Origin of the sequence: Dolichospermum sp. UHCC 0406 (assembly GCF_009712025.1) — a bacterium.
GTDB classification, from domain to species: domain Bacteria; phylum Cyanobacteriota; class Cyanobacteriia; order Cyanobacteriales; family Nostocaceae; genus Dolichospermum; species Dolichospermum lemmermannii.
In genome coordinates, this window is record NZ_VILA01000007.1 from 122,819 (window position 1) to 146,492 (window position 23,674).

The following is a 23,674-nucleotide window of genomic DNA, read 5'->3' on the forward strand; positions in this document are numbered from 1 at the left end:
TCCCCGACTTCTCTAAGAAGTCGGGGATCTTGTTCTTGAAGAAAATATTCATGGTAAAATTCATGAAGAAAGAGAAAAAATTGCCCCAGCTATGCCAGGATTATCAGGACATCAAACAAAATGGAATATAAATCTCTGGCTATTGTCAGCAGTATCGTTATATTTGGAATTCTGGAAACCTTAGTTCCTTTCTTTCAATATCGTCAAAATCCCATTAAAAGAGTTATTCACAATTTAATTTTGGGGTTAATAAATTTTTTTGTGGTTAATTTAACTGTTATTTTAATCTTAAATTCTCTCTGGAAACCAACTTTATGGCGGGGATTATTTTATGATATTAATTTACCCTGGTTACATTTTATTCTCTCTTTTTTATTGCTTGATTTGTATATGTATACGTGGCATAGATTAATCCACACTTGGGGTTTTGCTTGGCGTTTTCACAAAGTCCATCATACAGATAGATGGATGAATATATCCACAGCTTACCGCTTTCATACAGGAGAAGTTATTGTTGCCAATATTCCCAAAATTGGGTTAATTTATCTGTTGGGAATTACACCAAACGCTTGGATATTATATGAATCTTTATTTGCGGTATCATTAGTTTTTCATCACAGTAATTTTGCCTTACCTTTTAAAATAGATAAATTCCTGAGTTATTTTATTGTTACACCTAATTATCATCGCGCTCATCATTGTCAATTAACAAAATATTTAAATAGTAATTATACAAGTTTATTAACTATCTGGGATCTAATTTTTCAATCTCGTTATTATCCGCCCCAACCAGAAACTATCCAATTAGGTATATCGGAAGAAACCAGAGATCTTAATTTTATCAGTTTATTAAAATTACCGTTTGTGTCTGTTAATAAACACAATTGATAGGATCAGAGAACGGAATTCAAAAGTAAAACATTAAGAAACTTATCCAAAGATGCAGAAGCTGATTTAAGATTAAAATTAATGAGCTAAATTGTTCAATTTGGAGTTTTTCGCTGTGTTAAGTTCACCTTTACCCACAATCAACGCCCTCAAACAACCTACCAGTGATGCTTGGGTAGAGCAAGCGATCGCTAACCTTGATATTATCTTACTAGATCACTCCCACTGTGAACGCAAAGCCGCAGGAGTAGCATTAAATATGATGTTTCGCTATCCCTCTCATGCTAAAATGGTGAGAGAGTTAACAGCGATCGCTCGTGAAGAACTAGAACACTTTGAACTCGTCAATCAATGGCTAGAACGCCGTAACATCAAACTAGCAGCCCTATCCGCACCCCCCTACGGTGCAGGGTTAAAATCCCAAGTTCGGGGACAAGAACCCCAGAGATTTTTAGACTCCTTACTCGTCACCGGCTTAATAGAAGCCCGTAGTCATGAACGCTTAGGACTCCTAGCTGCTAACTGTCCAGAACCAGAATTAGCCGCATTTTACCGCAGTTTAATGGCATCAGAAGCCCGACATTTTGGGATGTATTGGGTTTTAGCTGACACCTATTTTGACCGAAAAATCGTCATGGAACGGTTAGACGAATTAGCAGAGGTAGAAAGTCAATTATTATCAACCTTACACCCAGAACCCAGAATACATAGTTAGTCAGTTTTTGCCGGAGTATGTATTAACAACCAAGTTTGTAAATCATTCAAACTCTGAAAATCTAAAAGAGCTTCACTCAATTCTTCTAACACAAACAATGGTAAACCAGAAATAGATTTTATCTTTCTCTGAGATATTTTACCAAACCGCTTTGTTAATTGTCGAATCACCAAATTAATTGTAGCTTGTTCTATGCCTTGTTCTATGCCTTGTTCTAGTCCTTCCTCTAGTCCTTCTTCTCTGCCTTGTTCCAGTCCTTCCTCTCTGCCTTCTTCTTTAATTTCTTGATAAACTCTAGTTTCTTTGAGTGTAATTCCTAACATTGATTCTACCTCCCGACGACTCAGATTTTCAAACTTGTAGACCATGATTGTCGTGATCATCTCCATCATAGCTTGACTTGATGGTGTGACAATCTCCTCATGGGTTCTATTTAATAAATATCTAGCTACTGCTGGGGCTTGACTTTCTTCCAGGGTAGTTAGTAACATAACACCTAAACCTAATGGTAATTCTTGAATATCTCCCAATTCATCTAAATATACTCGATGTACTTGAGGACTGTTGAGAAATCCCCGATGAGGATAAATGTCATTTTGTTCCGTATTTCGAGATGGATAAATGATCACTACTTGCCAATCACAAAACCTTTTGCGATTACGATAAAAATATAGTGAAGTTTCCGCGCATATTCTTTCATACAATTCCTCATCTCTTTGAAATTGTACCTCACAAAAATATACTATGCCCTTTCCATCACTTTCTGGTGGTAAAAATACACCATCAATTGCAAAAGTCGGTTCTTTGACAGCCACAGAATCAAAGCGGTAAGCCTGAGCATTAATAGGTGGATCTGTCAACAGTTCAAACAACAAAGATGGGTATTGTTGAAAGAGTTTATAAAAAAGTGAATCTCTTCGCATAAATCATGATTATAATATTTACTGGTTAAAATTCCTCAAACTTTGCGTCTTTGCTCCTTTGCGCCTTTGCGCGAAACATAATTTAACTGTAAAATAGAAAAAAACCCCGGAGGTAGAATTACGGTTTACGCACGTCCCCTAGCCAGATTAATCGAACAATTGCAACGGCTACCCGGAGTTGGTCCAAAAAGCGCCCAACGTTTAGCTTTGCACATCTTAAAAAGACCAGAAGCAGAGGTAGAAGCCTTAGCCCAAGCACTTGTTGACGCGAAAAAACAGGTAGGTTTATGTAAAGTTTGTTTTCACCTTTCATCAGATCCAGTCTGTGAAATTTGTCGTCACCCTCAACGAGATAATACAACTATTTGCGTAGTTGCAGATTCCCGTGATGTGATTGCCTTAGAAAAAACCCGTGAATTTAAAGGTAAATATCATGTTTTATGTGGTGTAATTTCCCCTATGGATGGTATTGGACCAGAACAGTTAACCATTCAAGCTTTAGTCAGACGAGTAAGTGAACAAAAACCCCAAGAGGTGATTTTAGCCATTAGTCCCAGTATCGAAGGGGAAACCACAACATTGTATATCGGTCAATTACTAAAACCATTTACTAAAGTAACTCGTATTGCCTTTGGTTTACCCGTCGGTGGTGATTTAGAATATGCTGATGAATTAACTTTAGCCAGAGCATTAGAAGGACGCAGAGAACTAGATTAAAAGTAGCAAATTTCATTACCAAAATGTTTTTTACCAATTCCTTAGAAAATCAACTTCAAGAGTGTAACAATACCATTAACGTTCAACCAAATAATGTTAATGCTTATGTTCGACGAGGTATGGTTTATTTTAAATTAGGAAAAATTACCGAGTCAATTCAAGATTTTGATCATGCAGAAAAGTTAGATATTCAAATTACTCCTTATCTTTGGCAACGCGGGTTAAGTTATTATTATGCAGAACGATTTGCTCAAGGTGCAAAACAGTTTGAAATTGATTTAACTGTTAATGCTCAAGATGTGGAAGAAACTGTCTGGAGATATCTTTGCATAGCTAGATTATCCGGTGTTACAGAAGCTCGTAATTCTTTATTACCCGTGAAAAATGATCCGCGAAAAATCATGAAATCTATCTATGATTTATTTGCAGGTAATTGTACAATAGATGATGTTTTGAATGTGGGAAAATTGGCAGGATTAAAAGGTAAGTTTTACAGTCATCTTTATTTGGGTTTATATTATGAAGCTGAGAATAATTTAGAGTTAGCGCAGGAATATATAGTTAAAGCGGCTGATGAATATAAAATTGATGATTATATGTGGTATTTAGCCGTAGTGCATAAGCAGTTACGGGAATGGGAGTAATATATGAAATACAGTAGGGCTGATTCCTAGTAAAGAAAGCTGCTAAACAAGCTGAAGCTGCTCTCAAAGTGTTAATCAACTCGTTGTTTGGCTTTTATGGGACTTCTGGTGTTGGTTTTAACGATATGGAAGCTGCTGCACTGGTTACAGCTTATGGTAGACGGATTCTGCGATTCATGATTGATGTGATTGAAAAAGCGGGAGGTATCCAGGTTGAAAGTGATACTGATGGTATGTTCTTCTCCCACTCTGAACCTCTGCTGATATTTGAGAGGCTGCAAAATGCTTTACCTACTGGTATCAATATAGAGTTGGAAAAATATCCAGTTTTCAAGATGGACGGGGTATACATTCCTTTTGATTAATAATTTTTGCTTGGATAGTAGTTTCATCAACGACTTTTTGGTTACGAAGTTGAGTGATCGCTAAGTCAAGAGGATGATATTGCATTTGCAAGCTATTATCTTTATTTAGAAGAAGAGTATATTGAGTTTTTTTGTTTACTAGTTGTTCTCTTTCGTTTAGAAATTTCCATTTCTTCAAGTTCTGCACTTTCAATGAACCGTTAAGAAATATTTGAGCTTTGGGATATTCTTGTTGCCACTGTTTTCGCTTATCATCGATAATAGAATTAATTTTATCTTCACTCTTAAATAGTATATTGACCTCTTGGATAGTAGTACATCCATCTGCAATACTTTTTCCAAATGGATATCCTATGGTGGTGAGCCAGATAGCAATAATCAGTATTACAATAATAGGAACTAAAAAAGCAACTAAATTAACTTTTGGTTTAGTAGTAGGAGGAGTTTGCTGTTTAGAGCTAAAATGGAAGGGTTCTAATTCTTCTAGTTGTAAATAACTACTAGTATTGTTCATACTTAAGGAAAATTTATGCGAAGAAATGGCTGAATTTGGTTCGCTATACTCCCAAAATTGCCTGTAAGCTTCCATTAACAAATTATGAGCTTCTTCAATATCTTGATCAGCAACAAAACAATCTTTTTTGTTCCGAATTCCCTTAATAACAACACCCTCAATTAAATATATTTCTCTACCAAATTGATCCTTCAATATATCATTTTCTTTTTCAGGGTTTAGACATTTTTCCGTTGCCTTAATAACTCGAAAAACTATAGTAAAGTCTCCAGCTTTTGAGCCAGTAATTTGTCTAATCAATCCTCTTTTTGATTCTGTTAAATCTCCCTCAGCTACTCTAGCCAATAAATTAGAAATCTTAGATTGACAGATAAAATCAGGAGCTACCACTGTTCTGTAATCTAGATGGCGATTTCGGCTTACTAAAAAATGCCAAGCTTCAACAATCATACTGCTATACTCCAAATAGGTAGAAATAAAAAAATCAAAATCCTGATACTTATGCTGAAATACTTTCAGCTTTCAGAATCACTACATTTTTCCTATAATCCAGTCTAACCTTGTTTATTTAAAGTGGAAACAAAAAACAATTCCCTAATTTGAAAATACAGATGTAGTTAATATTTGCAATATCTTATTACTAACAAAAATATTTCAAATATTTTGTTAGTAATAAGATATGTAAAAACCTCGTTAAGTAAAAAGATTTCACAAAAATTGCATTGCTGAAAATGCCGAAACCCAAAGATGGCTCATCATGGAGCAAGCCAAGAAAACGGTGGGAAGGGAATGTTCCGCAAAATCCAATAGACCAAAATGATTTTTAGTGTCCACCAAATCCAAGTAGGCTTGATGAAAATTTGGGTAAGTTTACGCCCTGTAAATGCAGGAAAACTGTAGCAAACATAGGAGTAGAAAAGATAAGGTAATGACAATACCATCAGAGGATTTAGATCAAAAGCCGTCCAAAGATGACCATGAAGTAACTGATGAATTCCCCGCAGTGTTCCACAGCCCGGACAATAAAAACCAGTTAAAGTGCGAAAGGGGCTAGGTGGATAAAGTCGCCCCGGTATCGAAGGATTAAAGTAGTATAGAATAACGGCTAAAATCAGAATGATTCCTGATAAAATAGCTACTTTCAATCGTCTTTTGTCTAGAGGAGATAAGGGCTGGGAGGCAAGATTTCTCGATAGCATAAAACTCTTGTGAATAAAGAATAATAGTCGTTGTAATTATGATTGACTTGCTATCATCAAAACAACATACAATATTAAGAACAAAATTCCAGCTACAAAAGAAATCCAGCACCATTTTTTAGCATTATCTGATGCTGTAATTGCGCCTTCATAATCTCCTGCTTGTAATTTTGTATTAACTTGAGCAGCGTAAACAATAGCTACAATACCAAATGGTAGACAACAGAATATAGTTAACAAAATCGCTTGAGTTAAATAATTAGGGACGTTGGCCTTCATAAGTTTAGTTGAACTAATAATTTATACAATTTGCCAAATTTTGATCATGTTGTCTTCAGAACCACTAGCCAATGTTTGATTATCTGGACTAAAAGCTAGAGTTTTAACTATACCATTATGCCCAGTCAAAGTATCCAATAGAGTTCCGGTTGATAAATCCCAAAGTTTGATTGTGCGATCCTCACCTCCACTAGCAATAATCTGACTATCTGAGCTAATAGCGAGCGACATAATCGATCCATCGTGGCCTTCCAAACTATACAGCAACTTGCGGACTTTCCAGTCCCATATATACAAATTGTTACCATAACCTCCGCTAATTAGTGTTTGTCCATCGGGGCTAAAAACCAGAGAGCGAACAAAGCCAGGATGCTTATCTAAGGAATGAAGTAATTTACCATTCTCAATATCCCACAAAAATACTGTCTTGTCGCTGCTACCACTGGCTACAATACGCCAATCAGGAGAAACAGCGAGTGTATAAACAAAACCGTTATGTCCCATTAATGTGTGAATTATCTGACCCCCATCAGTTTCCAATTTCCAAACCTTCACAGTTTTATCCTGACTACCACTGATGAGCGTTCGTCCATCGGGACTAACTATTAAGGCATTAATTCTATCAAAATGACCCTTCAACGGATTATGTAAGCGTTTTCCTGTATTAGCATTCCAGACCTTAATGCTTTTATCTTCACTGGTGGTAAATAATAGTTGTCCATCTTTACTAAGACTTGCCAGTACAAGCCCTGATGTTTCATTAACAGTTCCTTTTAATTTTCCTGATGCAACTTGCCAAAATCGAATGCTTTTATCGTGACTGGAACTAAAAATAATTTGACTATCGGACGTAAAACCAACAGAAAGCACCACCTTTTGATGTCCAATCAGAGTCCGAGTTAGAGATGCCTTTGATCGAGTAGTCTGGGGAGATGTTACAGATGGATTTGGAGAAGGAAAAAGAATTTCTCCACCTAGATTAGCGTCAGCAAAATCTTTCTCAAATTTCTCAAGATGCTCTAAAAAAACACCAACTAAGTAATTGAGTGCTGTTCGGTCATTTTTGACTTCCTTCAGTCGTTCTTCTTTATCTCGAAGTAGCAGTTCAGCTTCTTTATTTAAAAAAGACTGAATTAGCCTGGTTAAAAAAACAAAATTATCTTTAAATTGATCTGATTCTTGAATGTATTCTTTGTCTGGTTCTAAAGAGTTAATATAAGCTTTTACTCTATCAATTAGAACACAAACCAGAGGAATTTCTACCTGGAATGGTTTAGGAATAACTCCAGGATTCTTTTTCATTGAACCATCCGGTTGGAGAGTTGCGAATTTACTACCAACAGAACTGACAGGAATTATGCGTATTGGGCAGCCTGCTTTTTGTCTACTATCAACCACATCCTTAAACTCTTGAACTTTAGCTAACAGGCAATTTCGCACTTCTGATAAATTGTAGTGATTTTCCAGCAAATCCCATTTACTAATAATAAAGTGAACTGGAGTGTTCTTGCCACAATTGTCTACTAGTTGCATTATGCTAGGCAAATCCGTATGTAACCATAGCGATCTATCCCTATTTGACCATAGTGATCTATCCTCATTATTTTGACTCTGCTCCTCCATAAACTGATAGACTTTGAAACCATCTATAATTGCCAAAACTGCATCAGCTTTGCTAACTTCTTCTTGAATATTCAAAATAATGCTGTCGTCTTCTTCACCTATATCTGTAAGGAGTCCTCCTTTATAGTCAATATAGGTAAACTGACAAACTGGATATTTATCTAAATTGGAATTCTTGACACAACAAGTAAAAGTCCAATCAGTAACATCTCTCGTTCCATCAGGCCAAATATCTCCAGCACTTATTTCTGTGTAAATCTTTCTGAGCTTTTGTTCCTTTTTAATGTCGGCTACTTTTAGAAAAAAGCCCTCTTCACCTTGGATTGATAACTGGTTAAAAAGACTTCCCAAAAATACAGTTTTACCAGCACCAGATGTTCCTAAAGTAATAATTTTATAGTTATTCATGAAAATTAGTTTTCGATTCGATTATTGAAGAATAAGTTCAGATTCAGGAAAGTCTAATTCAAGTTTATCTTGAATATATAAAAAGCTATCAATTGCATGAGTTAAAGCTGTTGCGTCATCTGTTACTATTTTAAGAGAACTATCTCTCTCAGCGCGTAATTTATCAAGATTTTCTTTGTTTTTTATTCGTGCTTGAGAAAATAATAAATCATCTAATTTATTTAGTAATGGTTTAGCAATTTTAAGCTCACCAGGTAAATATTGATCTAACATTTGTTCTAAAAGAACATCAACAACAAAACTACCAGCAGTTTGCATGAATTGTAATAATGGATTTTGTTGGACTATTTTTTGTTTTTGATTTTCCAGTTGTTCTCTTTTCTGTAATAATTCACCAAGTTGCGCTTTCATTCCATCTGGAAAAACACAAGAAATAGGTACTTCAACTTGAAAAGGCTTAGGAATTGCACCAGGTATTTTTTTCATACTTCCATCAGATTCAAGATTTGCAAAATTTGACCCAACAGAACTAACTGGAATAAGTCGAACTGGAGAATTTGCTAGATTGCGTTTGTGGACTAACATTTGAAATTCAGGAATTTCGATAAGGCGATCGCGTATCTGTTTTAAAGAAAACGTTTTTTCAAGTAAGTCCCATTTACTAATCACAAAATGAATTGGTACTTGACAATCTGACATCCATTGAATAATGTTGGGTAAATCTTTATTAAGAAACGAATCAATATCTGATTGGTTGTCATTAGTCATTAAAGCCTGGATTTTTTTTCCATCAATCAGACCCAAAAGAGCATCAGATTTTTTAATAATATCTTGCAACTCTGTGTCCTCTTCATTCATATCAGTTAGTCGTCCTCCAGCATAATCAAAATAGACAAACTCACAAGCATCATAGTATTTAAGATCGTCAGGATTTTTAACACGACAGATATACGTCCACTCAGATATCTCACTGTATCTCGTTCCTTTAGGCCAAATATCTCCAGCAATTATTTCTGTATAAATAGCATTGAGTAATCTTTGCTGTCTGGGATTTTTAACATGAAGGTAGAAACCATGATCTGCTTGAATTCCTAGTGCCCTAAACATACTTGCTAGAAATACAGTTTTTCCTGATCCTGATGCACCCAAAGTAATAATTTTGTATGTTTTCATTTGTATTTATTTTGCTAATTTGTTTACTATTATATAATTCTCACAAAAATGTGCAAAAGTCAATATGTTATAGCAAAAAATAGTGTAAAAGGAACAACATTTACCGTGGTGAAAACGAATTCTTTCTAACTCGCACCATCAAACAACTAAAAACCCACACTCTAGATCAACAATGGGCAAACTTCAACTATACAGAATACCCCCCAGAATCTAAAGAAACCATTCCTCAAGCATTATCCGATATCATGACACCACCAGTTGGGAGTGGAGGAAGATTAGTACACCAACAGCACATTACTGGGAGTTTGTTCAAAAGAAATTTTGTTGCAGTTAGAGTCCATTCTCCCCAAAATTCCCTCAACAAATACCCTCCTGATCACCAACACTCACAAACCTGACGCGAGAAATAAATCAGTCAAATTACTACTGGAGTACGCACAGGTACAGGAATTTCCTCTCATTCCCCAATGGCAAACCCAAGCATTAATACAGCAAGCTCGTACTTTAGCTGACGAAGTAAGTGTAACACTCACCACCGATGCTTACAAAGTATTGATTGATTACACAGGCAATCATACACGACTGATATTCACCGAACTAGAAAAGCTCAAAACATAAGCTTTGGGTAAAACAGTCAATGGGGATATGGTGAAAGAATTAGTCTCCGAAAGTGCTGCTAATAGTTTACAACTAGCCAACGCCATTCGCTTGGGTAACATTGCTCAAGCATTAGAATTAGGCGATCGCTTAATTAACTGTAACGAACCAGCTTTAAAGATTACCGCTATATACTCAACACGGCTTAATTATTTGATTCTGTGGGTAGGGGTTTAGCACTGCTCATTGGTGTCAACTTAACGTAAAACCCATAACCCGCCTGGGAATAAATTCCCAGTCTAATAGCGGAAGTCATCTAAAGATGACTGAATACTAGGAAAATTTATTAGTCCGTTTTAACGGACTTGAGCTATTAGACAGGGAATTTATTCCCTGGTGGGTGTGAAAGCCAATAGATAAGCCATTTCTAACTTAAGTTGACACCAATGAGCAGTGCTAAACCCCTACAAATCTAGGTTTTTCATGATTTCGTAAAAGTCCATTTCCCAACCGTGTTTAGTATAAATCGTGAGTCAGCTTTTAGAAATTAATGCGGCGATAAACTTCAGCAAGGGGGACTTCTACGTTTAAACTATGTACTAATATAGACTGATCAAGATGATCGTAAACTTGCCATTGCCAGCGAACTGCTTGCAGCAGCGCTAGTTCCCTCCGGGACGCTCCGCGAACGCTATCGCTACTATCATCAAGTTTGTGATAATGCTCAATATAGGGTTCAGTTTGGCTAACTAGCAGATATTCGCAAAAGCTAGGAAGTGAGCGATATTTTCTAAATTTATCACCTCTATCATAACCTTCAGTAGAGGGTGATAAAACTTCCACAATTACCAGAGGATTGAGAATTTCGTCAGTGCGCTCACCGTTAAACTCCGGTTCACCATTAATTACAAGAACATCAGCATAAGTACCATGATTAAACTCAGAAATCCAGATTCTTAAGTCCCCATTATAAGTTTGAAAATTAGTGTCTCTGAGAGCTACATTAAGTAAAGTAGTAATATTGACGGTAAGACGGCTATGAACTTCTGAACCTCCAGCCATTGCAATAATTTCTCCGTTACAATATTCATGTCTTTCGGCTGCGGTTTCCTCCATCACTCGATACTCATCTGGAGTGAAGTGAGTTGTTGTTATATCCTGAGTAATATTGGGGGGACTGGTTTGAGTAATAACCACGATCAAACCTCACGAATAATTGGTTTTATTTCAAGATAGTTCTTCCTTATCAACTTCATGATAACAAATTTTAAATCAATTGTCAAGCCCCAAATACAGTTTTTTGCGATCGCTATTTCTGGGTAAAGGAAATGAGCTAAATCAGGTCTAAATTGAAAGCCATAATTTTTTATAAACAGAGTCAAGGTCAGATAAAATTATATAATAATTTGGTTTTGATGAGGTAAAATGTTTACTCTATTGAAGCACACATTTTTTAAATATGGATGCTAGAATGGACGCTTTTGGGATCAGAGTTCGCTATTTCAGAAAAAGTTTAAAACTTTCCCAAGATGAATTGGCTGAAAAATCTGACTTACATCGTACATATATTGGTGCTGTAGAGCGAGGTGAACGAAATATTAGTTTAATGAATATTTTTCGTTTAGCTGATGCTCTTCAAGTTACAGCTAAAGATTTGTTTGATAATCCAATAGAAAATGGAGAAAACACAAAATGATAAATGAAGATGAGTTACTGAATATAGCTATAGGAAATATTAGAAAAGTTTCAAAATTTAAACCTTATAAAAGCTATTCTGGTGTCAATAACAAAGAGGAATTTCAGCAATTAATAGCTAATGATCCTGCTTTTGGCTCTTTAGGTTTGGACGACGAAAGATACATTATTGCCAGAGTGGGAGGAAATCTTGTAACCTCCTTACATCGCAAACTTGGTGATATGTATGAGAATTTATTTGCCTATTTATTAAAAGAGAGTTTTGGATTAAATGAGAATGAACTACACTTTAGTGTCAATGTTAAAATTGGTAAACGTGACCAGGTTCGATCCACTGATGGATTAATCAGAAAAGATAAGTTCAATCAAAATATTCCCTCAGATTGGATTAAATATGAAGGAATAGGATTTGAAGTCCGTTCATGCTATCAAATTGGTGATTCTAAAAGAATTCAGGCTGATTATGATACGTCCTTAGCTTTGAAGTCTTACGAAATTCTGCCTGTAATGTTAATTTTCTGCAATACATCTTTAAAAAGCCCTGTACTTAGATTATCAAAGAGTTGGGAACTCTATGAAGGAAGAAACAGTTTTGATTTAGTTCATACTATTACTGGTTTCGACCTTTATAATTTCCTTCAGAGAAATTCAGAGTTGTTGAAAAAAGAGATAGATAATATTTTCTCATATTTTCTCTAATTTTTAATACATACTGCTGTTTCATACAAACGTTTTTTACCACCCCTTTTCCTAAAGGAAATTATTTTCTCAACTTCAAAACCCTCGTGTTGAAAAAGCTGCCCCAAAATCACCTCTGTAAATATCTCTACATTTGAGAGCCTAGAATTACCCACAACGTAAACACCTTGAAAATTTCTGGATACGCTCTGTTTTAAACATTTTATATGTTTCCACAAATCAATAAAGTATTTGGTGGCATAATTACACATCAAGATATTTTGATTTTTAAGCTCATCATAGTAAGAAAGATATGGCTTAATCTCATCAGGAACTATAATTAAATCCTTCTGTAAAATTGAAGTCGCTCTACCCCATGTTCCACCTATTGCTTGTAAATCTATTTCCGTAGCTTCACTAATATCTTCTAATAGTTCTAAGAAATGCAATTGAGGTCTGGTTTGATGAATATAACTATAACGATTTGGATAGGGAGGTGAAGTAATTACAAAATCTATAGAACGATTAATAATCGTATTTTGTAAGTTGTTTGTGGAATTACCGACTATAATGGAGTTAAAATTTGAAAATAATATTTGCTTTTGATTGAGCTTGATCAAATCTTCCTTTATGTTCTGGAGATTTGTACTAATTTCCAAATAAACATCTATCTCCCTCTGATGATTATCATCAAATGTAATAGTTGGATGATTTCTATGAATATTTGCACAATCTAAACACGCTTTATTCAAAGATAACCAGATATATTCAGAAATAGGATTATATTTTTCCTGATTCATTATCTCACGGCAAATAATCAAATTCTTTAACACATGAATTTTCCACCAACGAAAGACATTATGAATAATTGGAACTCTGGTATTGAATATCTCAATAACATCTTCTAGTGAAAATGTCTGATATTTTTTAATCGTATCAAATATTTCTTCAAGATAAATATTAATTAAATGCGTATTATCAATATTCCATAGTAACGACTTATTTCCCACTTGCTGAAGTAGAGGATTAATCTCAATTCCCATAGCCTTAATTCCATGCTTCTGACATTCAATAACTGTTGTGCCTCTACCACTAAATGGATCAACGACAAAATCATCTTTACTAATTTTAAATATATCAATAAAAAAGCGAACTAAATTTGGCGAATAGCTAGGGGTCAGCCGATACCATCTATGTACTGACTCTGTTTGTCCTGCTTTAAATGTGATATCACCTATATCAATTTCTTGATAGTTAAAACCAGACTCCTCAATGCTTCTATAAAAACAGTTAGCAATATGAGTATTTCTATCTTCAAATAGTGATAGTTGTTGAAACATGATAACTTTAATAGTAAATTGCTACTTAAAAGTAGCACAAAATGTTCATATTGGCAATACTGCTTCAACTATAAATTTAGACTCTCCTGCCACCCACCACTATAGTACATAAGTTCTATTTTGGCTAATTTACTACCATCTCAAAAATTCATCCCTAAGATTCTTTGATCCCCCTTTATCAGTTGTTACATACAGTCCTAAACTGGAGATGAGAGTGAAAGGCAGTTGGGAGAAATTTTGTGAAAAAAGTTTTAGCAATTATTCTGGGTGGGGGTGCGGGGACTCGGCTTTATCCGTTAACTAAACTCCGCGCCAAACCAGCAGTACCAGTGGCCGGGAAATATCGTCTCATAGATATCCCTGTTAGCAACTGCATCAATTCCGAAATATTCAAAATCTACGTTCTGACTCAATTTAACTCAGCCTCTCTGAATCGGCACATCGCCCGTGCTTACAACTTCAGTGGGTTTAGTGATGGGTTTGTAGAAGTGTTAGCAGCACAACAAACCCCAGAAAACCCCAACTGGTTCCAAGGTACGGCTGATGCTGTGCGTCAGTACATCTGGATGTTACAAGAGTGGGATGTAGAAGAATTTCTGATTCTTTCCGGTGATCACCTTTACCGCATGGATTACCGGCAGTTTATCCAGCGACATAGAGATACAAATGCTGATATTACACTTTCCGTCATTCCCATGGATGATCGTCGAGCCTCCGATTTTGGCTTGATGAAAATTAATGAATCGGGTAGGGTAATTGATTTTAGCGAAAAACCCAAAGGTGAAGCTTTAGCACAAATGCGTGTTGATACCACCATATTGGGATTGACAAAAGAACAAGCCGCATTACAGCCATATATCGCCTCCATGGGGATTTATGTCTTTAAAAAAGATGTTTTGATTAAGTTGTTGAAACAATCTTTAGAACAAACTGATTTTGGTAAAGAGATTATTCCCGAAGCTGCTAAAGATCACAACGTTCAAGCCTTCTTATTTGATGACTACTGGGAAGATATTGGGACAATTGAATCTTTTTATGAGGCTAATTTAGCCCTGACGAAGCAACCCCTTCCTCCCTTTAGCTTCTACGATGAAGCAGCACCAATCTATACTCGCGCTCGTTATTTACCACCTTCTAAACTGCTGAATTGCCAAATCACAGAATCTATGATTGGTGACGGTTGTATTTTGAAAGATTGTCGCATTCAACATTCAGTTTTGGGAGTGCGATCGCGCATAGAATCAGGATCTGTAATTGAAGAAACCCTGATCATGGGCGCTGACTATTATCAACCATCTGTTGAAAGACAATGCAGTTTAGAGGAAAATGATATTCCCGTCGGTATTGGTACAGACACCATTATTCGCCGTGCCATCATTGATAAAAATGCCCGCATTGGTCACAATGTGAAAATTATCAATAAAGACAACATCCAAGAAGCAGAACGAGAAAAGCAAGGCTTCTACATCCGTAGCGGCATTGTTGTTGTTCTCAAAAATGCTGTAATTCTTGATGGTACAATCATTTAGTTAGTAGTGATTGGTAATTGGTAATTGGTAATTGGTAATTGGATGATTTATCTTTCTTGTCCCCTGTTCCCTGTTCCCTATTCCCTATTCCCTATTCCCTATGACTAAATTAATTTTGCTAATTGGTCTTCCTGGTAGCGGTAAATCAACCCTAGCAAAACAATTATTGACAGAATGCCCCCAGATGCAGCTAATTTCCACAGATGCTATCCGGGGGCAGCTTTTTGGTTCAGAAGCAATTCAAGGACCTTGGCTGCTAATTTGGCGGGAACTGGAACAACAATTGCAAACAGCCATAACCGCAGATAAAGGGGTTATTTTCGATGCTACCAACGCCCAAAGGAAAAATCGCCGGGAAGTGATTACCCTAGCCCGTAATTGTGGCTTTAGTTATATTATGGGGGTTTGGGTGAGAACTCCTGTTTGGCTATGTTTAGCAAGGAATCAAAGCCGGATTCGCCAAGTTCCTGAAGAGATAATTCTCCGAATGTCCCGTCAACTCCGGGATGCTCCCCCCAGTAAAGAAGAAGGAATAGATGAACTTATTTTCTGTTCATCATGGCAAGAGTACGGGAATTGCGCCAGTACATTCAGCAAGAACCACACTTAATTTTGGCAATTGTTTGTTAGTTTAACATCAGAATCTTTTGCCTGGCACTAGTACCGCAAGGCGGAAGTCAAAAGTAATATTCAGCAAGCTTTTTGGCGATTAAGAATGGTTGGTTTATTTGCGCCGTGCTGTACTAGACCAAATAAAAGGAAACAGGCCACAGAAAAAACTCAGCCCCCACAAAGGTTGATTAATAGTAAATTTCATATCTTAGAAAAAAAACATAACCTAAACTTCTACAGGAGGCTAGTAGATGGCTGCAACCGACTTTAAAGACTATTATGCAATGTTAGGAATTAGTAAAACTGCCACTTCAGAAGAAATTAAACAAGCTTTTCGCAAACTAGCCCGTAAATTTCATCCTGATGTTAACCCCAATAACAAACAGGCTGAAGCCAAATTTAAAGAAGTTAATGAGGCTTACGAGGTATTATCTGACCCAGATAAACGCAAAAAATACGACCAATTTGGTCAATATTGGAAACAAGCTGGTCAAGGTTTTCCCGGTGGTGGTCCTGGGGATATGGGCGGAGTTGATTTTGGTCAATACGGCAGTTTTAATGACTTCTTAACTGAATTATTTGGTGGTGCAGGTCCTGGCAGCGGACGACAAAGTTACTCTTATCGAACTTCTCCAGGTAGACCAGGTGGCGGTTTTAACGATTTTGGTCTTCAAGATGGCGGTGCTGGTGGTACACAAGATACAGAAGCTGTAATTATTTTAACTTTTGCCGAAGCATTTTCCGGTGTTCAAAAACGGTTTAGTTTAGGCAACGAAACTATTGATGTGCGTATTCCTGGTGGCGCTAAAACTGGGACTCGTCTACGGGTGAAAGGAAAAGGCCAAATTAACCCCATGAGTCAACAACGGGGAGATTTATACTTAAAGGTAGAATTACAACCCCATACTTTTTTCCAAATAGAAGGGGACAATCTGGTTTGCGAAGTCTTAATTACCCCTGATGAAGCCACATTAGGTGCAGCGATAGATGTACCCACACCCGATGGTCATGTTAGTGTTAAGCTACCTGCGGGAGTTCGTTCTGGTCAATCTCTGCGCTTACGTGGTAAGGGTTGGCCTGTAGCTAAAGGTGGACGTGGTGATCAATTTGTGAAAGTAGCGATCGCTCCCCCAAAAGACCTCACACCCCAAGAGCGGGAATACTATGAAAAAATCCGAGCTATCCGTACCTATAACCCCCGTAGTCATTTAGCACAAGTTAAATTGTAAAGATTATTGAGGGTATTTCCGTAAACAACGATCCATAAATGTTATTTTCTATTGCTTGTAGGATTTTCACCATTTTATGATTTATGCTATCCCTGTTCCTTAAATAATCGCCTCTGAAAGCCTTCTGGAATGATCATAAATTTTAAGAATCATTACAGAATTACTTGAAAATCACTGAGTTCCTTTTGCATCAAGGCTTTAATTCCCCTTTGGATCTCAAAATCAGCAAACGGACAGTATCTAATGCTTGCCTTTAAAGTTATATTCCCTGTATAATCACAAGTGTCTGCCCAAGTCTTTGTCGGTCTATACACAAAATAGTTAGTTATTTTGCCTGAATGTTAATTCAGTCAGAGTTAAACATTTTTTTGTACCTAGCTATATCTGTTTATAGATTTTTGCCACTGCATAACATCTTGTGAGGAGTAATATTTTGAAGATAAAAAAGCATTCTATTAGACTAGTCAATTATTTAAGACATTTTGTCTACTTGAGTTTATGGCTAACCTTACCAAGCTTACTGCTGGGAACAACTATCTCAGTTAATTCCGCATCTGCGGCAGATGACATGGTAGCAGCAAATCTCAATAATGAATTAATTACAGATCAAACGACAACAACCACTTCTTTAGCCGATACCAAACAAGTATTCACAGCCGCAGACTTAAAACCAAAGGTTGAATCTACTCCTGGGCAAAAACAACTAATTGCCCAAAATGCCGACAGTGATACCAATGATCTCAATAAAATCCGCCAAGAGTTATTAGTTGAACCCCTAATCAAAGCCAAGATAGTATTACCTAAGCCAACTTACCCACCCGGACTCAGTTTTGCTGCTCCCAGTGCCTTCGGAGCTAACATGGGTGACGCTTTTATAGGAGCATCAGGGGCAACCGCTGGTACGAGAGGTAACAGTCTAAATGATATAGACGGAAGTACCAGTCTCGGTTTTGGCTTAGGAAATTCCCAAAAAACAGTTGGTTTGGAATTATCCTTCAACAACGGTAGTATCAAAAGATTTGGTAGTAATGGAACTTTTGACCTCAAAGCTCACCGCATTGTCTATGCCAAAGGAACCAATCAAGTCGGTGTAGCTGCTGGCTGGAAAACCTTTGCTCAGTATAAGACTGAAGCTAGTATTGAACCTATTAGACCTTCCAGCGTTTATGGCGTGGTAACAACTTACTCCCTTTTAAAGCCTAATGATCCTGTTAATAAAATGCCTATCTCCTTCTCACTAGGGGCTGGGGGTGGCGATTTCAGGCAAGGTAATGCCAGTACGGGTGTATTTGCTGGAGCAGGTGTGCAAGTTCATCCCCAAGTAGGTGTAGGTCTAGGTTGGAGTGGAATTGGTTTCAACGTTGGGGCTTCCTTTGTTCCTGTGCCGACTTTACCCTTAACAATTACAGCCCAAGCTTCGGATCTCACTGAGAACACCGCAGGCGGCACAGTATTCTCCTTGAGTGTAGGTTATGGTTTCAATTTCTTGCCTAAATAAACACTTCAATATTTAAAGAATCATTATCATGTTGAAAATCAGAAATCTCCTTTTTGCCCTCAGTCTTAGTCCTGTACTATCCGTTATTTGGCAATTACCAAACCAAGCCCAAGTTAGTAAAGGTACGGCTGGAGTTGACAGTGGTGCTGCTACTGGTGCTTCACAAACTAGTGGTTTTTCCACGCCCCCAACAACAACGATAGGAGGAACAACAACAACAACGATAGGAGGAACAACAACACCAGCAGTAACAGCAACAACAGCAACAGGAATTTCTATCACCATTCCCATCATATCTGGTGTTTCACCCGCCATTACAACTGGCGTTTCCACAACAGGTACTCTGTCGGCGGTTAGTACAACTGGTGACGCAACTACGGCATTACCTACAATTACCGTTTCAGCAGCAACCGTAGAACCAACTTCACCTGGTATCACTGTAACAAACGGTGCAACGGCAAACACTATTGTGATCACTCTTTCACCGCAAGTCCAGGTTACTGTGAATCAGGTGGCTGCTGCTATTACTCAGGCTCTTAGTACAACAGGTGGTACAACAGGCGGTACAACAGGCGGTACAACAGGTGGTACAACAGGCGGTACAACAGATGGTGGTACAACAGGCGGTGGTACAACAGGTGGTGGTACAACAGGTGGTGGTACAACAGGTGGTGGTACAACAGGCGGTGGTACAACAGGCGGTGGTAGTGCTGCTAACGTTGCTTCACTGCTGACAGGCGGTGCTGGGTCACAACAAGTTGCGGTAGCTCTGACAAACAGCTTCACTGCTGCGGGCATTTCCCCACAACTAGCAACAGCACTAGTCACATCTCTCACAGGTTTGTTTGGTTCTACTCAAGGTTCCTTACCAAATCAGCCCCTAGCCCAAGCAACATCAGGACAGCTAGTAGCCAGCACTAAAGCTTTGAAACCTATTCTTGTTATTGCTCAATCTGGTGCAGCAATAAATGTAGATATCAACAAGCTGAACGATGCCATTGTTGCCTACAATGGCATTATTCTCACCAGCGAGGCAGAAAATCTCAGGAAACTTTATAAGGATACCGACTTCGTTGGTATTGGTAAAGTTCTCAAAGAACTAAGAAAGTCAGTTCAATAGCACTCTATCACAAAAGTATCACCAAATAGAACGAAAGGCACGGAAGCCACTTGGCTTTAGAGGGTGTTTGAAAAGTTATGGTTGATGTATCAAATATTTTTTACCCCACCCTAACCCTCCCCTTGTAAAGGGGAGGGAACTGGATTTTTATTGTTTCCCCCCAAAGCATAGGGGAAAGGGGGGTAGCAATGTGATGAAAATTACGGAATACCACTTTTCAAACATCCTCTTAGACAGTGGAGGAAGTGCCAACGGCGAATTTATTCGCGGTGACATGATAGAATTAATTAGCAAGTAGGAATAACCATCAGCGCAAAGAAGTGTTTTATTAAGGAGAAACCCCTGATTTATCTCGTCTCGGCATAGCCGTAGCCTGGGTAAACAAGCAATGGTAAATCATGGAGCGTTTAACATTAAAAATTGATGGACTCACAAAAGCAGCAAAAAAAAATCAAAAGTAAGCGCAATTGCAATACCTGTCGTACTGGTAGTTGCCTTGAGCGTCTAGGAGGATAATTGACTATCCTTTTTAAGCAAGTCTTAAAGAATCTGCGTGTCTTTAGACCGCAGAGTGTCAATAAAAAGCACTGCTTCCACTTATCTGTTTCATAGTCGGGGCAGTGCTAATGCTATGAGATTATTAGATTAGCGATTGAATTTAAGTTCCCACAGCACCAGAGTAAATTAAACCTCGCTGCATATCCAAAGTCAAAATCGCCCCATCCTTAATTACCTGTGTCGCTTCCTTGACACCCACAATCACAGGCACACCAAGACGTAAACCAATAACAGCGGCGTGACTTGTGAGACTTTCTTCCTCAGTAATAATCCCCCCGGCTTTGCGAATTGCTTCTACGTAATCAACACCAGTGCGGGATGCCACCAAAATATCACCAGGGTTGAAATTACTGGCATCCATAGCATTATGAACTACCCTAGCGCGGCCACTTACAGAACCTTGTCCTAGACCAATTCCCTGACCGAGTACGGCAGTGACTATTTCTACTTTAATCAAGTCCGTTGACCCAGAAACGCCTTGAAGTGTACCAGCAGTCATGACGACTAAATCACCTTCAGTTAAGAGGTTTTTTTCCTGGGCAACATTAATAGCCGCTTGGAATGTCTGACCCGTAGAAGGTAATTCCAGCACCAACAGCGGTCTTACTCCCCATACCATCTGTAACTGTCTTGCCACATTGACATGAGGTGTAATGGCTAAAATTGGGGTTTTGGGACGGAACTTAGAAACGTTGCGGGCTGTAGCCCCGGTTTGTGTCAAAGTCATAATTGCCGCCGCGCCCAAATTTTCCGCAATTTGACCAACGGCTTGGCTAATCGCATTGGGAATAGAACGCCTGTTATCTCGTGACAGACGGGAGTTGGTGTTCAGGGTTTCTTCTTGTTCAATCCGTTCAGCAATTCTGGCCATAGTAGCTACAGCTTCCACTGGAAAACTACCAACAGCGGTTTCATTGGAAAGCATGACCGCGTCTGTACCGTCTAAAATCGCGTTGGCGACATCAGATACTTCCGCACGGGTGGGACGGGGGTTGCTGACCATGCTATCGAGCATTTGGGTGGCGGTAATGATGGGAATACCCAAACGGTTGGCTGTCGCAATGAGCCGCTTTTGCAGTACGGGTACATCTTCCGCCGGTAATTCTACCCCTAAGTCACCTCTAGCCACCATCACCCCATCACACAAAGATAGAACTGCTTCCATTTGTTCGATAGCTTCATGCTTTTCGATTTTGGCAACCACAGGCACATTTTTGCCAGTGCTGGAAATTAGTTCTTTAATTTCGATAATGTCCTGGGGATTGCGGACAAAGGAAAGGGCTACCCAGTCAACACCTTGGTCTAGACCAAACATCAGATCCTCGCGGTCTTTGTCGGTCATGGCTTTAATGGATAAGTAAACTCCCGGAAAGTTAACACCTTTGTTGTTGGAAAGTTTACCGGGAACTGTAACCCGACAATGTAAATCACCTTTTTCGCGGTTAATTTCCTCTACTACCATTTCGACTTTGCCATCATCGAGGAGGATATTTGAACCAACGGGAACTTCATCTGCTAAGTAATCGTAGGTAACGCAGCTTATTTGCTGTGTTCCTTCGATGAGGCGATTTGTTAACGTGAAGCGATCGCCTTTTGCTAGAATTATAGAGCCAGTTTCAAACCGCCCCAAGCGAATTTTTGGACCTTGTAAATCTTGCAGAATTGCTACTGGTCTATTTAGTTCAAAAGCGGTTTGCCGAATTAACCGAATACTACGCTGATGATCAGCATGAGTTCCATGGGAGAAGTTTAGCCGCAGGGTTGTTGCGCCCGCTTCAATAATCGCTTTTAGCATTTCTGGGCTGCTGGTAGCAGGTCCAATAGTAGCAACAATTTTAGTTCGGCGCTGAGAATCTCTTAATTTCGTCATGGGCTGGGTTCAAGATTTTTGGGATCTACCTGGGAATTAATCGTCATGTTGTCTCATACCATTTGAAATTTGAGATTTTGGATGATGAAATACTGACTGTATCAGCAAATCATTTTTCGGACTTGCTGAAACCAAGTATGAATTGAGGTGTAGAGACGTTCCATGGAACGTCTCTACAAGAGTTTTCACATCATTAAAAATCACGTTCATACCTCAAATCAGCAACACCCATTTTTCCATTAATCGCCATCATTTTACAAATTGGTATGAATTAAACGGACTCTCTTTTTGAGTAACTGCTATATCAATGTTATAAGCGGTTAGAGAGGTAATTATGGTATAGATTTGATATCGTACACTAATCTGATCGGCAACCTGCTTCTGGGAGAGTTTTTTGTCTACAGCGCTGGTTTAGCAAAGAATCATAGCCTGATTTATTGATTCTGCAGCCAGACTGTGAATAAATCTTGCTTTACATAACTTTACTCTTAACTAAGATTAATAGTATGATTCGTAAAGATTGATTATTAAAGGAGTTAGTAATGCTCACGTCGGAGGCACAAAAGCCACTGACAATCCCCCCAAAAGAACTTTTATCACCTCCTGGTGATTTTAACCCGACGTTACTACTGTTTTTAGTAGTGGTGATCATGTTGGTTTTATCCAACTTTGGGTATTGGTGTTGGGAATGGCCAGATTGGTTATGTTTTAGTATAAATACTCTGGCGTTACATTGTTCAGGAACGGTGATTCATGATGCTTGTCACCAGTCTGCCCATCGCAATCGCATTGTTAACGCTATTTTAGGGCATTGTAGTGCCTTAATCCTAGTTTTTGCTTTTCCAGTATTTACACGAGTACATTTACAGCATCATGGTAATGTAAATCACCCTAAAGATGACCCAGATCATTATGTTTCTACAGGTGGTCCCCTGTGGTTAATTGCGGTGAGATTTTTGTACCATGAGGTATTTTTCTTCCAAAGACGGTTATGGCGGAATTATGAACTACTAGAATGGTTTATTAGTCGCTTAATTGTCATTACTATTGTTTATATTTCTGTCCAATATCATTTTTTGGGCTATATTCTTAACTTTTGGTTTATTCCCGCTTTTGTGATTGGAATAACTTTGGGGTTCTTTTTTGATTATTTACCCCACCGTCCCTTTGTGGAGCGAAATCGCTGGAAAAATGCCCGCGTCTATCCTGGTAAGGTTCTCAATATCCTGATTTTGGGACAGAATTACCATTTAATTCATCATCTGTGGCCTTCGATTCCTTGGTATAATTACCAGCCAGCTTATTATTTGATGAAGCCGTTGTTGGATGAAAAGGGGAGTCCGCAAACTTCCGGGTTATTGCAGAAGAAGGACTTTTTTGAGTTTGTCTATGATGTTTTCATAGGTATTCATTTTCATCACCATTGATGTGTTTTTCTACATCTGAAGTTGTAAGTATTCATCTGTGATACTTGTTGATACCCAGATCCCCGACTTCTTT

24 protein-coding genes and 1 pseudogene are annotated in these 23,674 nt (G+C 38.1%); 16 read left to right on the forward strand and 9 right to left on the reverse strand.

Annotated elements, in window-relative coordinates; all coding sequences use genetic code 11:
• Positions 1-120 precede the first annotated feature (120 nt).
• Both FJR09_RS07640 and FJR09_RS07645 read left to right on the forward strand, forming a co-directional pair.
• On the forward strand, positions 121-888 hold the full coding sequence (locus tag FJR09_RS07640; RefSeq protein ID WP_015078905.1) for a sterol desaturase family protein: 768 nt from the start codon (positions 121-123) through the stop codon (positions 886-888).
• 115 nt (positions 889-1,003) lie between these two features.
• Entirely contained in the window at positions 1,004-1,603 is a 600-nt protein-coding gene (locus FJR09_RS07645) for a tRNA isopentenyl-2-thiomethyl-A-37 hydroxylase MiaE (RefSeq protein WP_168652746.1), read from the forward strand.
• Here the strand turns inward: FJR09_RS07645 and FJR09_RS07650 are convergent.
• Entirely contained in the window at positions 1,600-2,526 is a 927-nt protein-coding gene (locus FJR09_RS07650; protein ID WP_168652747.1) for an Rpn family recombination-promoting nuclease/putative transposase, read from the reverse strand. The two genes, FJR09_RS07645 and FJR09_RS07650, sit on opposite strands and share 4 nt — an antisense overlap.
• Positions 2,527-2,643: 117 nt before the next feature.
• Between FJR09_RS07650 and recR the strand changes: the two genes are divergently transcribed.
• The 3 genes and pseudogenes from recR to FJR09_RS07665 all read left to right on the forward strand — a co-directional run.
• Positions 2,644-3,243, forward strand: coding sequence for a recombination mediator RecR (gene recR, locus FJR09_RS07655; protein WP_015078902.1), 600 nt, complete (start codon positions 2,644-2,646; stop codon positions 3,241-3,243).
• A 23-nt stretch (positions 3,244-3,266) separates the two neighbouring features.
• Positions 3,267-3,887: a hypothetical protein gene (locus FJR09_RS07660; RefSeq protein ID WP_168652748.1), complete on the forward strand. Its 621-nt coding sequence runs from the start codon at positions 3,267-3,269 to the stop codon at positions 3,885-3,887.
• 62 nt (positions 3,888-3,949) lie between these two features.
• Positions 3,950-4,252 (forward strand): annotated as a pseudogene (locus FJR09_RS07665) (DNA polymerase domain-containing protein); the annotation flags it as partial.
• On the opposite strand, the gene FJR09_RS07670 reads toward FJR09_RS07665, so the two are convergent.
• From FJR09_RS07670 to FJR09_RS07690, 5 genes are all read right to left on the reverse strand, one after another.
• Positions 4,218-5,216 (reverse strand): hypothetical protein, encoded by a 999-nt coding sequence (locus FJR09_RS07670; protein ID WP_041457683.1) that lies wholly within the window; start codon positions 5,214-5,216, stop codon positions 4,218-4,220. The pseudogene FJR09_RS07665 and the gene FJR09_RS07670 sit on opposite strands and share 35 nt — an antisense overlap.
• Positions 5,217-5,521: 305 nt before the next feature.
• The gene (locus FJR09_RS07675; RefSeq protein WP_235081950.1) at positions 5,522-5,911 is read right to left on the reverse strand and encodes a DUF2752 domain-containing protein; all 390 of its coding nucleotides are present in this window, start codon (positions 5,909-5,911) and stop codon (positions 5,522-5,524) included.
• Positions 5,912-6,001: 90 nt separating this feature from the next.
• Positions 6,002-6,244, reverse strand: a complete 243-nt coding sequence (locus FJR09_RS07680) for a CD225/dispanin family protein (RefSeq protein WP_015078898.1) — start codon at positions 6,242-6,244, stop codon at positions 6,002-6,004.
• Between the two features lie 21 nt (positions 6,245-6,265).
• Entirely contained in the window at positions 6,266-8,275 is a 2,010-nt protein-coding gene (locus FJR09_RS07685; protein WP_015078897.1) for a WD40 repeat domain-containing protein, read from the reverse strand.
• Between the two features lie 21 nt (positions 8,276-8,296).
• Positions 8,297-9,448, reverse strand: a complete 1,152-nt coding sequence (locus FJR09_RS07690; protein ID WP_015078896.1) for a hypothetical protein — start codon at positions 9,446-9,448, stop codon at positions 8,297-8,299.
• A gap of 137 nt (positions 9,449-9,585) precedes the next feature.
• Here FJR09_RS07690 and FJR09_RS25050 point away from each other — a divergent pair, with 137 nt between their 5' ends.
• From FJR09_RS25050 to FJR09_RS25060, 3 genes are read left to right on the forward strand one after another with little or no spacing between them, the layout of a single operon-like run.
• Positions 9,586-9,846: a hypothetical protein gene (locus FJR09_RS25050; RefSeq protein ID WP_256380203.1), complete on the forward strand. Its 261-nt coding sequence runs from the start codon at positions 9,586-9,588 to the stop codon at positions 9,844-9,846.
• Positions 9,770-10,066, forward strand: a complete 297-nt coding sequence (locus tag FJR09_RS25055; RefSeq protein ID WP_254433057.1) for a hypothetical protein — start codon at positions 9,770-9,772, stop codon at positions 10,064-10,066. The genes FJR09_RS25050 and FJR09_RS25055 overlap by 77 nt, the downstream gene beginning before the upstream one ends.
• A gap of 3 nt (positions 10,067-10,069) precedes the next feature.
• Entirely contained in the window at positions 10,070-10,282 is a 213-nt protein-coding gene (locus FJR09_RS25060; RefSeq protein WP_254433058.1) for a hypothetical protein, read from the forward strand.
• A gap of 303 nt (positions 10,283-10,585) precedes the next feature.
• On the opposite strand, the gene FJR09_RS07700 is transcribed toward FJR09_RS25060, so the two are convergent.
• Positions 10,586-11,242: a Uma2 family endonuclease gene (locus FJR09_RS07700; RefSeq protein WP_015078895.1), complete on the reverse strand. Its 657-nt coding sequence runs from the start codon at positions 11,240-11,242 to the stop codon at positions 10,586-10,588.
• 262 nt (positions 11,243-11,504) lie between these two features.
• Here FJR09_RS07700 and FJR09_RS07705 point away from each other — a divergent pair, with 262 nt between their 5' ends.
• Both FJR09_RS07705 and FJR09_RS07710 read left to right on the forward strand, forming a co-directional pair.
• Positions 11,505-11,741 (forward strand): helix-turn-helix domain-containing protein, encoded by a 237-nt coding sequence (locus FJR09_RS07705; RefSeq protein ID WP_041457682.1) that lies wholly within the window; start codon positions 11,505-11,507, stop codon positions 11,739-11,741.
• A complete protein-coding gene (locus FJR09_RS07710) occupies positions 11,738-12,439 on the forward strand; it encodes a hypothetical protein (RefSeq protein WP_015078893.1) in 702 nt (233 codons plus the stop codon). Before FJR09_RS07705 ends, FJR09_RS07710 begins: the two co-directional genes overlap by 4 nt.
• On the opposite strand, the gene FJR09_RS07715 is transcribed toward FJR09_RS07710, so the two are convergent.
• Entirely contained in the window at positions 12,436-13,758 is a 1,323-nt protein-coding gene (locus FJR09_RS07715; protein WP_015078892.1) for a DNA methyltransferase, read from the reverse strand. The two genes, FJR09_RS07710 and FJR09_RS07715, sit on opposite strands and share 4 nt — an antisense overlap.
• Positions 13,759-13,997: 239 nt before the next feature.
• On the opposite strand from FJR09_RS07715, the gene FJR09_RS07720 reads away from it, so the two are divergent.
• From FJR09_RS07720 to FJR09_RS24610, 5 genes are all read left to right on the forward strand, one after another.
• Entirely contained in the window at positions 13,998-15,287 is a 1,290-nt protein-coding gene (locus FJR09_RS07720) for a glucose-1-phosphate adenylyltransferase (protein ID WP_168633325.1), read from the forward strand.
• 100 nt (positions 15,288-15,387) lie between these two features.
• The gene (locus FJR09_RS07725) at positions 15,388-15,897 is read left to right on the forward strand and encodes an AAA family ATPase (protein WP_168633326.1); all 510 of its coding nucleotides are present in this window, start codon (positions 15,388-15,390) and stop codon (positions 15,895-15,897) included.
• Between the two features lie 253 nt (positions 15,898-16,150).
• Complete coding sequence (locus FJR09_RS07730) at positions 16,151-17,128, forward strand: DnaJ C-terminal domain-containing protein (protein ID WP_168633327.1); 978 nt, start codon at positions 16,151-16,153, stop codon at positions 17,126-17,128.
• Positions 17,129-17,561: 433 nt separating this feature from the next.
• A complete protein-coding gene (locus tag FJR09_RS07735; RefSeq protein WP_015078888.1) occupies positions 17,562-18,626 on the forward strand; it encodes a hypothetical protein in 1,065 nt (354 codons plus the stop codon).
• Positions 18,627-18,654: 28 nt separating this feature from the next.
• The gene (locus tag FJR09_RS24610) at positions 18,655-19,746 is read left to right on the forward strand and encodes a hypothetical protein (protein ID WP_217356990.1); all 1,092 of its coding nucleotides are present in this window, start codon (positions 18,655-18,657) and stop codon (positions 19,744-19,746) included.
• A 658-nt stretch (positions 19,747-20,404) separates the two neighbouring features.
• On the opposite strand, the gene pyk is transcribed toward FJR09_RS24610, so the two are convergent.
• On the reverse strand, positions 20,405-22,174 hold the full coding sequence (gene pyk / locus FJR09_RS07750) for a pyruvate kinase (protein WP_015078885.1): 1,770 nt from the start codon (positions 22,172-22,174) through the stop codon (positions 20,405-20,407).
• Positions 22,175-22,716: 542 nt separating this feature from the next.
• On the opposite strand from pyk, the gene crtR reads away from it, so the two are divergent.
• Positions 22,717-23,601, forward strand: coding sequence for a beta-carotene hydroxylase (gene crtR / locus FJR09_RS07755; RefSeq protein WP_015078884.1), 885 nt, complete (start codon positions 22,717-22,719; stop codon positions 23,599-23,601).
• The last annotated feature ends 73 nt before the right edge of the window (positions 23,602-23,674 follow it).